Below are 13,004 nucleotides of genomic sequence, written 5' to 3' on the forward strand. Positions count from 1 at the left end.
CTTTACCGAATCAAAGTCTCCAGAAAGTCCGTTACTTCTTTTGCGCATCCATATGGATCTTTAAATATTTCGCTGCCAGAAAATCTGATGATGCGATAGCCTGCTATCTGAAGATCCCGATCTCTCTTCTTATCCCTCTGCGCCTGTGCCTTTGTCTTTTCGTGAAAGTCATGTCCATCGCATTCAACTATTAGTTGAATGCGACTTGTGTCATTTTCAGAACCAGCAGGACAGATTAGCATATCCGCTCTATAGGTATGACCATTTGCTGTTATAGGGTACTGAGTGTGCACCCAAAAAGGTGTAGAATGTACCCTATTAAAATGTTCTATAGAAGTTTTTAGATATAGATACAATTCAAATTCTAAAGGTGAATCACAGCTCTTCGCTTCTGTCACTAATATAGTGAGTTCAGCCTCTATTTCATTTAGGATGATATGTTGGGTATTAGGTGCCAGACTCTCAACTTCACTCAATAAGTTTAAGATGCTCTCTAATACCTCGTTTGGATAATCAGTATTTAGGTATCTTAATAGATCAGGTGTTCTCTTTTTAACAAGATGTTTAATTTCATCATCAATTTTGTTATTTATTGATGACCTTATAAAAACCCCAGTACCTGCAGATTTCAAAAAATATCCTCTTCTCACCAAAGCCATTATCAATTCTTTAGGTTCCAGCTGTTCTAATTCTTTCATTAATCTTCTCTCCTCTCACATATAGCAAATCCATTCTTCACTCTTTTAATTGCATAGTCTGGATAACACTTGTTCATATACTGCAGGATTAGCTGTTTCAATTGTTCTTTATTTTGAGCTTCCTCCCATAATCGTTTAGGAAGAAGAACACGAGTTTGAATGATCATTGCCAGATCAACTCACCAACCTCTATAGTGTCATTCAATTGTTTGGTCATTCGGCAGTAATCACATTTCTCACAGCGGACAGGATCTACTTTTCCAGCCTTCACTTCGATCAGTCGCTCCATTTTCATTTCAATGTATTCGTACTCGAAATTGAAGCGGGTTTCATCGAAATGCAGTACCGCTTTATTCGGTGGATTCTCCTTTGTTACTGCAACAATATAAGGTGTATATGTACTTCCTGTAGCTTCCTGCAAAACTCTTCGATACAAAGCCATTTGAAGCACATAATCCCAAGCTTCCACGAAAGAAACCCAATTATCATACTTAACTGACCAGTACCGTTTATAAAGGTCTTGTGTCGTCTTCAAATCACTAAATGTCCGGCGACTATGATGAATGCTGTCCACTTTAATTTTCCAATACGCTCCAAACAGGTATGCTGTGTAAATCTCTTCTTTTTCCCCCTCCATAGCGAACATGGCAAAGGGATCTCTTTTTAACGCTTCAATCATTCGATCCGCTGTTTCAAAGTCTGAATACTTACCGCCACGTGATTTGAAGATTGCTCTATTGTTTTCTTCAATAAACTGTTCAAATGCCTCATTACTTTCAAAAGCTGCATGAACATAGGAGCCGACTAACAAGGCGTTGGAGTGGGGCTCTTTGTAAGCCCCATTTAACTCCGCCATAGTTTTCGCCTCACACTCTATAAAACTTTTAAACTGTGAAACAGAGAAGAATTTTTGATTAGCTTCAATCGAATGATAATTCTCCTTGGTCAAAGTCCATCTCTGCAACACTTGGCTTCACCTCTTCTTTCTTCTCTTCTGCTTCCTTCTGAGGTTCAGCATCGTCTTGCTTTTCACTTTCAAAAGACTTGGCTAGTTGGCTTTGTTTCTTTTTCTTCGAAGTACTCTTATCAAACCAATCTTCTACTTTAGACATTCCGTCTTTCAACGAGTTGAAAATCTTGATAAGTTCTAAATAGTCGTACTCCGTAAAAGCTTCCGCATTGTAGCCGAATCTTTCTTCAATCATGTCTTGTGTAACACGATGTTGTTCTTTAAAAGCTTTTAGCGCACTGGCTACTCTATCTTTTAACGGTCCCTTGTTGTTTCCTCGAAGTGTTTCTTCACACTCCGCAATCGCTTTATCAACAATGTCTCCGGGGATAATGCCCAAGATGCAAGCACGTAACCGGCGAGAACCGTCATTTGCTACTTTTTCATAGATATCCCGTGGGTCAGTTAGCTGCTTTAATCCTTTTTTCGTTCCAATGCTATGCTTAACAGTGAAAGTTTTTTCTTGTCTGACGTTCGTTTCAAGGTCCCAAGCATACGCCATAGCAACCGATTCTCCGGGACGCTGCTCTAACTCTTTTACACCGAATGAAATATTTCCCCAGTTTTGAGCAAGCACCTCCGCTAATCGAATAGAAGGTCCAGTAACCTTTGTTCCTCCACGTGGATATTGGTACATGGCAACCTGCGCTAAGGCAGGCCGCTTACAGGAATCTAAAATGCGCTGTTCGGACTGGAAAACGTTTCGTGGAAATTGCTTTGCTAGAAAGATCGCTCCTTTCACCTCTTCCATTTCACGAGAAGCGGATGCTTGTCCAAGTACTCCAGGTTGCTGTTGTTGCTGATTAAATTGTTCAGTTAACTGGTTCATTAAACGGCCTCCTTCATAATGACTGATAATAAATCGTTATATTGCTTAACGAGTTCCTTTAAATCTGCATGTGTACCTACTTCAGAAACTGCTTGACTGACTCCTATATATACAGAATCTAAAGCTCTTTTATTGTCCATATCCGGGAAGGTCTGTTTTGTTCGATTAAAGTGACTCTCTAAACAAATATCCATTCCAATCCGCTCCTCTTGATTCAGTTTTTAAAGTCAGTTACAATAAAAGAAATCTTGTTTTGTAAGAATCTGACTCGCTCTGCCAAGCGAGTCTTTTTCATTCCGCTGTTTTAAAGGTTGCCCCAAGATATTCAATTAAATAATCCTCCAAATTCTTCTCTAAGATCACTTCACCATTGATCTCTATAATGTCATCCCCTACTAGTATTTCATCACCGAAAGCATTAATACCAACGTGTTCTGGCTGACTCATCATGTTTGCATAACCTGTTTCCATCGTGCGAGTAATTGCAGGATGTTCAATATTCATTTGATACACCTTCCTTCGTATGAATAACGGAAAACTTCTCATAAAAGGTAAAATATGTTATAATGTTTTCATTCACCCATATGACGGTGAGCAACTCCGATTAACTTGCCGCTTTTTCTTTTGAGGCGAAATAACGTTTTTTAGCTTCAAACTCCACTGATAAAAGCAAAACCGGATTATCCCTCATTTCCTTACATAGCTTTCTTACTTCGGAAGCCTTCATTAAACGACTTGCTGATAAAGTGAAATACATTTTGGTCATCCCCCTATTTGAATGGTTCTCTTTCTCTTATCTGATTGATAAGTCTCCTTACAACAGCCATCCTTTTGCTTTCCATTGAGGCAGCAGCTTCTTGATCCGCTTTTTAATTGGAATTCCATATTCTTTTTCTAGCATCATATTCAAGTTATCGATAAACGCCCTAGCTTCAAGTAACTCGTCCATCATTTGAGCAATGCCTTCTTTTTCATTCTCATTAATGTTGCTAGGTGGTTTAGCCAAACAGACTGTTCGTATTTTATTAAGAGCCTCAGTTATCTCTCTTTCTGCATTCGCTTCTAGCGCCAACCTATGCCTTTCTATAGCTGGTCCTTTTAAAACTGGTGAAGTATAACCATCGGAAAACTCATAGAGCAGCTCTCCTATGTACTCTGGGCTGTCTTCATACACTCGGATTGATTGTTTAGCAATGTCCTGCTGCATCCTCCTGCGGTCATTCTTGTAATGGCTAACCAATTGCTTTGAGATATTAAGATCTAGTGCCATTTGTTCGTTTGTCATGTCCTCTTCTATCAGCAAGTTTCTTACGGCTTCTCCGACTTCTGCTGACGGTTTGATCGTCATGATCCTTCCTCCTTTGTATTTGGTTTTCAATTTTTAAATACATAAATTAGTAGTATGGTAGATTTAAGAAACTACCTGTTGCTCTTGTTGACGAATCCAGTCATCAATGGCTGCTGTAGTGAAAAAGATTCGGCGACGTACCCGAAAGTGTGGGATTTCTTTTTCACGGACCATATTGTAAATGGTGTCCGTGCATACACCGAGATAATCAGCAGCTTCCTGGACGGTCATTGTTTGGCGGGTCATTTAATTTGCCTCCTTAACAGACTTCTTGATTATGTTTCGTTTCGTTACATATATTATCAAAAAAAATTGTCCAATTAAATCCAAGAGTATGAGCAATTTTTTTGGCTACCTCTACGCTTGGGTTGCGACTTCCTAATTCAATCATTGTGTAATACGCGCGCTCTACGCCTGACTTCTCTGCAACTTCATTTTGAGTCATCCCTATTTGAAGCCGCAATTCTTTAAGCCACACTCTCAAGCTTAGCACCTCCTTTGTATCGCTTCGTTACATTAATTTTAGTATCAATTCGTTACATAGTCAACACTTTTTCGATAAAAAAGTTTCTTTTTGTTACATAACTTCAAAAGTAACTAACTGTTACTGTAAAATAGAGGTGGAAAGGGCGTGGAACCTTTGTTGTCAGAACGGCTCATAAGTTTAAGAAAAGAAAAGAAAAGAACTCAGCAAGAAGTCGCAGACTTTTTAGGAATTACAAGACCGGCCTATACAGCTTACGAACGAGGAACCCGTCAGCCTGATTACGAGTTACTTCGAAAGTTAGCAGATTATTACGACGTATCTACTGATTTTCTTCTAGGTAGAACAAATAATTTTAATATTGAAACTGACGATGAAAAAGAAATGAAGGAATTCTTTAATAACCCTGAATTGAATTTGTTCTTTAAAGAAATGAAGGAGTCTCCAGAGGAACAGCTAGAGGAGTTGCGGGAGATCTGGGAAGTTATTAAGAAGAGAAATAAGAAGTAATAATAAAAGAAGCCATACATCACATGGCTTCTTCTTTAAATACTAGCATATACTCATTATCTTATTTGCTATCTTTCACAAAATCAATTTCCTTAACAACTTTTGATCGGCTTAGTATCTCATAAAACGATTTAATTGATTCTCTTTTCTGCATTGTATAACGTGAGCTTGATACTTTTCTATCTTGTGAAAAAGTAAAAACTATTCTTCTTTTTGCTCTGGATAACGCAACAAAGAAAGAACAAGTATCTTCTTCTCTTTGCTTTATGTAGTTCCAGAATGCACCGTCCTCTAGACCTATAAAGATAACAGTATCGTATTCTAACCCTTTACTTTTATGGATTGTCATTATAGGTATTGAGTTTACTCCTTTTAAATTTTCAATGGAGGTAATCCACTCATTGGACAAGTTATATTCATTCCAAATAAAGTCTATTAACTTATTGATAAGCTCATCTAAAAAGTGTCCTTGCTTATATTGTGGGTAGAATCCTTTAATATAACTCATATTTAAAAAATTTATAACTTTCCATATAACTGCTGTTAGCATGGCCTTAGAATTTATATCCTGAAATGAACGGTAAATATCCTTTAAAAACTCTTTCGTCTCTCTTATTAATAAATTTAACTTTTCAAAGTCTCTACTACTATTATATCCTCTCATTATCTTTAGAATATCTAACAAATAAATCCATGACTCCGTATCTTCCTTATCTAACGCGCAGCTAGCTATGTTTAAGATTAATTTAACTATATCCTCTTTCAAAAAGTCTTGATAAACCGCTTCGTTTCTTGCAGTAATACCATACTCTTTTAAACTATTGATAATCATTTTGCCATATGTATCAGGCAATTGTTTTACTAATATGCATATATCTCTGGGTTTTAAATTTTCAGCAACTAAAAATGAGTTAATTTTTTCCGCTACTACCTCAGCTTCTCTTTCTGCATCAGGAAATAACCATAATTCTGATAAACCATCTGTTTCTCCCCATTTTTTACTCGTTTTTACATCGTGTTCTTCATCATTTAAATAGCTATAAACTAACTTTTGTATTTCTACTAATCTCGGGGCAGATCTATGATTCATAATTAGTCGTTGTTCTCTAGCAGAGAAGTTTTCTTTGAAAGCTTCAAACACATCCTTTTTAGCCCTTGCCCATAGCATTATTCTTTGCTTGTTATCACCTACAGCGGTAATAATAGAGGACGATTTGTGAAAACACGCTCTCAATAAATCGTACTGAATATCTGTTGTATCTTGAAACTCATCAAGAAAAACGTGACTGTAAGTTTGTGTAAGGGCTTTTTGTATTAACGGATTACTCCTAATTAAATACTCCGCCAACCTAGAAATCATTTGAAAACTTAAGGCGGGAGAGAAATCTGGAGTCTGTCCTCGAAGCAAAATATCCCAAGCTTTCTTGACTATTAATCCACTTTGGTTTTCTTCATTCAAAGGTAAGCGTTGCTCTATTAACCTCTCATTTAGTAAGTTATTATACTCTGTATTGCTTAATTCTAAAATGGAAACAGCACCTGCCAAGTTAAATGCTTGGCGGATATCATTTTGTTGTCTATTTTGTATAGCTATCATATAATCTGCATCTGGCCTATACTTCTCTGGAAGTCCATACAAAAAGTTATCAAGTAACTGTTTTGCAAAGGAATCATATGTTTTAGATACAAATCTTTTAGATATTTCCTTACCACTTCTTCTCTCTACGCGCTCCGCCAAATTTTCAGCCGCATCTCTTTTAAAACTAATTGCTAATATTTTTTTAGGATATGGACAAGTATTCGTTTCTAATAAATAACATGCTTTTTGAGCTAATAATTCCGTTTTTCCTGCGCCAGGACCAGCAATTATCAAAGTATTCTTATTCTCTATAACAGCCTTCAAAGCATTTTTCTCTAATATAAGGCCACCAGATGGTTGCCAATTACTTAAATCAGTATAATTCACTTTTTGTTCACCCCAAATCTCTATTTAAGGGGGTTAATAATTTGTTAGAAACTTTTGTTATTTCTCTAAATACTCTGGGCAACTTTTCTGAAAAGGCTTGTGAATCCATTAAAGAAATAGCTAATATATGTGTGCTTGGTTTCCCTCTACTCAAAAAGAAGTAACTATACCAAATCATTAATCCCTTTTGAGATTTTGTGTAAGTACTACCGTCTCCGCCTTCCGTTTTAAGTGTTTTCTTAATATCTTCTTGTACTCTTGCCTGATAATCTGCAGATTCTATTTGTTGTACTTCAGTAATATTTTTGATCTTTCCTAACCCTTTAATAAAAGGTCCTTCATTTTCATTTATCGTATCTAGATAATAACTTTTAAATGCTTCTAACATTAAGAAGTCGATATCTAAAGGATTAGAGAAAAAGACATTGTATTTTTCTAAAAATTTGATCCATTTATTTAGAATAGTGACTCCATTACCCTCTAAACTTTTCTCATGCATCCTTTCTAAATCCTTATCCAACATAACTCTGCCATCTTTTAATTTTAGTAATTGATCCTTAGGAATTCCCAATCCAATTAATTGCTTTAAAACATATTGTATTCTGCCCCATCCACCACCATACCTCTCTCTATCGAGGTCAAGAAGAGTGATATGGGGTATCTCCAACTGATTTAGTAACCTCCAAAAGTGATTGACATGCCTTCCTCCTAGTGGCACTATAGCAATTCCATTAGCGTCTATATCTTTTCCTGATGATTCTAGAACTTTTGGCAATATAATCTCTTCACTATCACCTTCTCCCAGTATGACTAGGGAGGAAAAATATATTTCAGGATATGCTTGTACTGCTTCTTTTACATATTTAAACTCCGCTGTCTTATCCGAAGGTAGAGTTATTTTATTAACTATAGTTTTAAAAGTTTTTCTGCACATTCTCACATGACGAAGATTCACAGGGTCTATTCGTTTAACAATTGATGGGTTATGGGACGTTAACATTGTTTGAGAATTTTCTCGTCTAGCAATTCTTTCTAAATTTTTAATGACTTTTCCTAATAGTTGCGGTCCAATATGATTCTCAGGTTCCTCTATAGCTATAAGAGTCAAAGCTGGGGGTTCTATATTAAAAATTCTTTTATCAATTTCCGGCTGTTTTGACATTTCATTAAGTGCAGAATTTTCTATTTCTAAAAGTGAATCTACAAGGGATAGATAAAATAAAGATCTTAATCCGTCGCCTAATGAATCAATCTTATATGCTCTATCCGTCTCGGTCGGTGTAAATTCAACTTCCACTTTTTTTAATATATTTTCTAAGTCTGTGCTACTAAATTTTATCGATGCATTATTATACCTTTCTTCATTATGATAATTCTGCCATTGGTCAAAGATTGTTTTTTGAATTAAAGATACTCCTGGTTGTAGGCTAAATGTTTCATCTACTAAATCGATTTGTTTTTGGATTCCTTGTTTGTCTTTTTCGGTCCAAACTATTCCTTTTAGCGCTCTCCATAAAAGGGTTCCAGAAGCGTTTCTTAACTGTGATGATGGTTCTCTAACGGCAGGTACGTAAATCACTTTTATATGTGACCTATCATGTTTTGTCATAGCCTTCATTTTTTCTTCTTTGATTTCTTCGTCCTCTTTAGCTTTTAAAAAGTAAAATTTACTGTCTATGATACCTTCTGGATTACTGCTTTGTTGCCATGTAGCTTCTAGTAACACTCGCATAAATGGAGGTTGTCCGGGTGCAGAAACGATAAAATTTTCATAATAAATGGGTACTGCGTAACTTTCTTTATCCTCTTTTAACTCAGGGAATTCAAACATAGCTTCTATGCTCAAATTATTCTTTAGGATTTCATCTGGCTTTTTATTCATCGGAATATGAAAGTCTGATCGTAACACTTCCTTTTCATTTCCGGTATCACCAAATAGTTTAATTAAAGCATGCATTATTGCAGTTTTACCTGCACTATTGGCTCCAATTATTGTAGTTAAGTCATTAAAGTCTATTATTGTTTCCTCCGGACCAAAGCACCTAAAGTTTTTTAACTTAAGTTTTCTTAATTTCATTATTTGACGCCTCATTTTGAATGTATTTTCTGGAAATTTCGATGTCTTTTTTAAACCTGAATACCATTCACATGATAATCTATACTCTTTTAATTATTTTTGATTTATGAAGGCAGCCTATACTAGTACCCTTATTTGTAAACAGTACTTTTCCTTTTCTTGCTCTTTAAAAATTCAAGAGATTTTATCAACCTATCAAATTAAGCATTTACATTTTTACCAAACAAAACCAATCAACAGCAACTATTATACTACATAAAAACCATGCTATTTGTCATTAAAGGTCGAATGATAGTTATAGAACTTTGAGGGATTTTGTAGGATAATGGAAGGAAATGATTTTTTATCTTCCACAGTATACAGGAAGAAACCCTCTCAAAGCTCTTAGCTTCTGCAAGGAACCGCTTGAAGAGTTAAAAGAAAACTGAAAAGTGCTAACCAAATAGAAATTATAAGGTGATTTAAATGATTGATAGATTATCTCTTGGGGAAACAGCATATTTTTATCATATAAATACTCGTCTTCCAGATAATTTTATAAAAAACTTATTTATTACTGTTTCTAAAAGAAAATCTGGGCCTTACGCAGCAAGAGTAATTAATGCACCATATACTATAAGCGGCAAAGATATTTCATATTCACTGTGTATATTTAAATATAAAGGAAAACCTAATTTTTTAGAGGGAGAAGGTAATGAAGAAGAGATAAAATACGCATATTTATTACTGCTGCAGTATTCAAATATGTTAGTAATAAATAAAAAAAATATTAGCGGGTTCAATTCTCTGTTAAAAAACCATATTTCAGATGTAGATTATACAACAATCTCACGTTTATTTTTAAATAATAACTCCACCTTCGAAAAAATTTCCATGTTAAATATGGATATTAATAATAACTCGATCAGAAAACGCAATATTGAAGCAAATGACTTACAAAATTCTTTTTCTCCTATTTATTCAAGTAAATATATAGTCAATAATATGCGTATAAAGGAGAATGATAATAGAATCTCTCTCGCTTTCAATACTTCCAAAATAAACAGACTTGGCAAGAAAGTAACAATTTTTGATTACTTTAAATGGGCGGTTGAAATAGTGGATAAAGTTGAAGCTTTTGAATTAGCAGAATCCTATTTAGATAATTTTTCTACACCGATATCTACTAAGTCAATATTAGGTTCACTAGAGCCTACTTCCGTTCTGTTTCTCTTTAATGATTTAATAGATGATATAGATAATGGTCTAATTGAGGATACAGTATATAACTTTGAAGGAAAAGAAAAAAAAATAAACCTTCAAAAGTTTTTAATAAAATTAGATACCTTTTGCAAAATTGAACAGGATAAAATTAATACAAAGACATATAAGATTGAAAACCTAATTGATAAAAACTTGAAATTAAAAATAAATAAATCTTCAATTATTGTTAATTCAAAAAAGTTAAAAAATATAATTATCAAATATCAGTCCAAACATATAACACTTTTGGAGTATATTAATAAAAATCAAACTTTTATTGTTGCTTTTTCAGAAGTAGAATATGTTTATTCAAATAAAAAGCTATTTAAAGACTCAAAGTTACTTGAAAATTTAGATTCATTCTTAGAAGTACTAGTACCTTATGACTCACTGAAAAAAATCACATCCGAAAAGGGGAATAACTACCCCACCAGTTCTGTAAGTTTTGATAAACAATCTTTATTCTTTTTTATAGAAAATACTCTAGCTTTAGACGTTGACTATTTATTTTGTGATGATCTAGGAAATGAATTTGCAGACTTTATTTCTATAAAGAACCTACAAAAAATATGTTATTATCACGCCAAATACGGAGAATCTACACTTTCGGCATCTGATTTTCAGATCGTTATTGGACAAGCACTTAAAAATATCGGCAATATGAATATGTCACCTTCTAATTTAGAACGAAAAATAACCAGATGGCATAAGAACATACCAAAAACTAATATAGCTCTTAAACGAGTTGGAGATTCAGTTACAGCTGGAGGAGCTTCCTTGCTTAAAACATTAAACTCTCCGAGCTCTATAAAAGAAATTTTTATAGTAGTAAATTTTCTTTCTAAATCACAGTTAGAAAATGGATTGAAAAATTTGAAAGAAGGAAAATCTTGTCCTCACCAAGTTGTACAGATTCTTTGGCTTCTTTCATCTTTTATATCTACATGTAAAGAATTAGGGATAATAGCGCGCATCACTTGCCTACCTTAAATTTTAATAACTATAATAATGCCGTTAGAGGTGCATTCTCCAACGGCATTGGCATTATTACATAGGCCTCTTTTAGTAAAAAATATTGCTAAGAACTGTAACAAAGATCAGGATATAGAGTTTAACTTACTAATAAGCTGATCGTGATGCTGGAACTTTTCTTCTGACAGGCAACTCCTATAATCTGTAAGTTTTATCCACCTTGCAGCTTCTTTTTCAAACCCTGTTTCTCGTTCAGTTCCTATAATTACTTGCCCTTTTTCTGATGTTAAAAGTTCTAGTACTGAGTCTATATTCTTTAAATTTTGTCTATCTTGACCTTGCTGGTTAGGTGTATCAATAACGAGTATGTTAAAAGGACTTTTTAATCTCTCAAGATTATATAAATACAGAGCAATATGATAAGCATAAATTATTCTCGGTGAATCACTTCCTAATCTTGTTAGAGTCTGAACAAAATCTCTCAGTTGAATATAAGATGTTGGGATATTTAATTGATTCAAAACTGTTTCATAAAAACCTGTTAACTGATTAGTAATTTCTTTCCTTCTTTTTTGAGAATTCATCCTTTTGATCTCTCTATCCATCTCATCCTTATCAACAATCTTACTGTCGTACTCATCTTTAATGTTATCTCTTTCGTTGTTCCCGGTCTCTATTATGCTTAATTGGCCTTGCATTCTAAAATCATCAATTATTGAAGCGCTTTCCTCAAGCTTTTCTAATTCTAGTTTTAATTTATAATAATCATTATTTAACTCTAACCTTTCTTTTTCAATGACGGAAATCTTTTCTTCTAAAGCTTCTATTTCTCTTCTATGTAATTGGATTAATTTATTTCCCGCTTGTATATCTTTTACTATTTCTGTTCTTTCTTCTATAGAATTTATGTGATCAGTCCCACAGAAAGGACATTTAATTATTTCATCCTCTTCCATCGCATACTTATGATCTTCGTTTAAATATTGTACCTGTTTTTTTATAAATTGAATCTCTAAGTTTTTTTCATATCTATAACTTTTATATTTAGATAACAACTCTTCTTTCTTAATTCGTTCTCTTTCTAACTTATCTATTTTGTAAATAATTCCGTCTGCAATTTTTTTTTGCGTTTGTAAATTCAGCTTTTTTATTAATGCCATATTATTATTTTCATTGACAATACCTTGCAATTTATCTAAGAATTCATCAAAATGATTCATTTTAGAACTTAAATTAATCATTTCATTCTTAATGATTTCTCTCTCTCGGATTGCTTGATAAAACTCTTCTCCTTGAAATCCTACAATATATTTATTTGTATGGCCTTTCCAATCCTTTATATACTTCATATTAGTAAAACTTTCACCAATTTTGTTCCACCCGTCGTCCTGATCAATATATTGAAAGCGAAACAGCAGCGGGGGAGTAATACTAACTTGTATGTTCTCCTTTGTGGAACATACCATAGATATCTCCATCAAGTTCATAAGTTTCTCACTATAGGAGTGAAACTTATCATCTTCAAACAATTTAACTAAAATACCTTCTTTAATCTCGAAAACCTTATATAAACTTTGTTGTCTTAGAATACATAAATCTCTCTCTCCATATTGAAAAAAAAGAACAAACTTGTCAATTAACCCTTTCCACTCTGGTTCAAATCTAACCTCACACCCAAAAGTGTGGAAAATACTTTTTATTAAAGAAGATTTACCTGTCTTATTAGCTCCTGAAATAATATTTAAACCTTCTTCAAAAGTTAACTCTCTTGATTTTTTCTCCTTATTACTTATCACTATTAATCTTTTTAAAGTCAACCTGTTCATCCTTATTTTCCTCTCTCAGTAACCTTAACTTTCTGATTAATCT

General features: G+C 33.9%; 15 protein-coding genes. 2 read left to right on the forward strand and 13 right to left on the reverse strand.

The window, feature by feature from the left end; genetic code table 11:
- Positions 1 to 2 precede the first annotated feature (2 nt).
- The 10 genes from A8F95_RS14880 to A8F95_RS14915 all read right to left on the reverse strand — a co-directional run bounded on the left by A8F95_RS14880 (position 3) and on the right by A8F95_RS14915 (position 4,368).
- Entirely contained in the window at positions 3 to 698 is a 696-nt protein-coding gene (locus tag A8F95_RS14880) for an endonuclease domain-containing protein (RefSeq protein WP_065411219.1), read from the reverse strand.
- Positions 698 to 865 (reverse strand): hypothetical protein, encoded by a 168-nt coding sequence (locus A8F95_RS22595; protein WP_176713718.1) that lies wholly within the window; start codon positions 863 to 865, stop codon positions 698 to 700. Before A8F95_RS22595 ends, A8F95_RS14880 begins: the two co-directional genes overlap by 1 nt.
- Positions 862 to 1,665, reverse strand: coding sequence for a PD-(D/E)XK nuclease-like domain-containing protein (locus A8F95_RS14885; RefSeq protein ID WP_077247389.1), 804 nt, complete (start codon positions 1,663 to 1,665; stop codon positions 862 to 864). Before A8F95_RS14885 ends, A8F95_RS22595 begins: the two co-directional genes overlap by 4 nt.
- The gene (locus A8F95_RS14890) at positions 1,619 to 2,536 is read right to left on the reverse strand and encodes a hypothetical protein (RefSeq protein WP_065411220.1); all 918 of its coding nucleotides are present in this window, start codon (positions 2,534 to 2,536) and stop codon (positions 1,619 to 1,621) included. Before A8F95_RS14890 ends, A8F95_RS14885 begins: the two co-directional genes overlap by 47 nt.
- Positions 2,536 to 2,730, reverse strand: a complete 195-nt coding sequence (locus tag A8F95_RS14895; RefSeq protein ID WP_065411221.1) for a hypothetical protein — start codon at positions 2,728 to 2,730, stop codon at positions 2,536 to 2,538. Before A8F95_RS14895 ends, A8F95_RS14890 begins: the two co-directional genes overlap by 1 nt.
- Positions 2,731 to 2,827: 97 nt before the next feature.
- Positions 2,828 to 3,040: a YqaI family protein gene (locus A8F95_RS14900; RefSeq protein WP_065411222.1), complete on the reverse strand. Its 213-nt coding sequence runs from the start codon at positions 3,038 to 3,040 to the stop codon at positions 2,828 to 2,830.
- A gap of 100 nt (positions 3,041 to 3,140) precedes the next feature.
- Complete coding sequence (locus A8F95_RS22600; RefSeq protein WP_176713719.1) at positions 3,141 to 3,293, reverse strand: hypothetical protein; 153 nt, start codon at positions 3,291 to 3,293, stop codon at positions 3,141 to 3,143.
- 57 nt (positions 3,294 to 3,350) lie between these two features.
- A complete protein-coding gene (locus A8F95_RS14905) occupies positions 3,351 to 3,884 on the reverse strand; it encodes a helix-turn-helix domain-containing protein (protein ID WP_065411223.1) in 534 nt (177 codons plus the stop codon).
- Positions 3,885 to 3,947: 63 nt separating this feature from the next.
- Positions 3,948 to 4,130, reverse strand: coding sequence for a helix-turn-helix domain-containing protein (locus A8F95_RS14910; protein ID WP_065411224.1), 183 nt, complete (start codon positions 4,128 to 4,130; stop codon positions 3,948 to 3,950).
- Between the two features lie 13 nt (positions 4,131 to 4,143).
- Positions 4,144 to 4,368, reverse strand: coding sequence for a helix-turn-helix transcriptional regulator (locus tag A8F95_RS14915; protein ID WP_065411225.1), 225 nt, complete (start codon positions 4,366 to 4,368; stop codon positions 4,144 to 4,146).
- A gap of 147 nt (positions 4,369 to 4,515) precedes the next feature.
- Here A8F95_RS14915 and A8F95_RS23245 point away from each other — a divergent pair, with 147 nt between their 5' ends.
- Positions 4,516 to 4,878, forward strand: coding sequence for a helix-turn-helix domain-containing protein (locus A8F95_RS23245; RefSeq protein WP_077247390.1), 363 nt, complete (start codon positions 4,516 to 4,518; stop codon positions 4,876 to 4,878).
- A gap of 61 nt (positions 4,879 to 4,939) precedes the next feature.
- Here the strand turns inward: A8F95_RS23245 and A8F95_RS14925 are convergent, their stop codons facing one another.
- Complete coding sequence (locus A8F95_RS14925; protein WP_065411226.1) at positions 4,940 to 6,844, reverse strand: UvrD-helicase domain-containing protein; 1,905 nt, start codon at positions 6,842 to 6,844, stop codon at positions 4,940 to 4,942.
- Positions 6,845 to 6,851: 7 nt separating this feature from the next.
- Positions 6,852 to 8,921 (reverse strand): ATP-dependent nuclease, encoded by a 2,070-nt coding sequence (locus tag A8F95_RS14930; protein WP_065411227.1) that lies wholly within the window; start codon positions 8,919 to 8,921, stop codon positions 6,852 to 6,854.
- Positions 8,922 to 9,386: 465 nt separating this feature from the next.
- Here A8F95_RS14930 and A8F95_RS14935 point away from each other — a divergent pair, with 465 nt between their 5' ends.
- Positions 9,387 to 11,153, forward strand: a complete 1,767-nt coding sequence (locus A8F95_RS14935) for a hypothetical protein (protein ID WP_065411228.1) — start codon at positions 9,387 to 9,389, stop codon at positions 11,151 to 11,153.
- A 107-nt stretch (positions 11,154 to 11,260) separates the two neighbouring features.
- On the opposite strand, the gene A8F95_RS14940 is transcribed toward A8F95_RS14935, so the two are convergent.
- Complete coding sequence (locus tag A8F95_RS14940) at positions 11,261 to 12,961, reverse strand: hypothetical protein (RefSeq protein ID WP_065411229.1); 1,701 nt, start codon at positions 12,959 to 12,961, stop codon at positions 11,261 to 11,263.
- Positions 12,962 to 13,004 lie beyond the last annotated feature (43 nt).

The organism is Pseudobacillus wudalianchiensis, assembly GCF_001685015.1.
GTDB lineage: Bacteria > Bacillota > Bacilli > Bacillales > Domibacillaceae > Pseudobacillus > Pseudobacillus wudalianchiensis.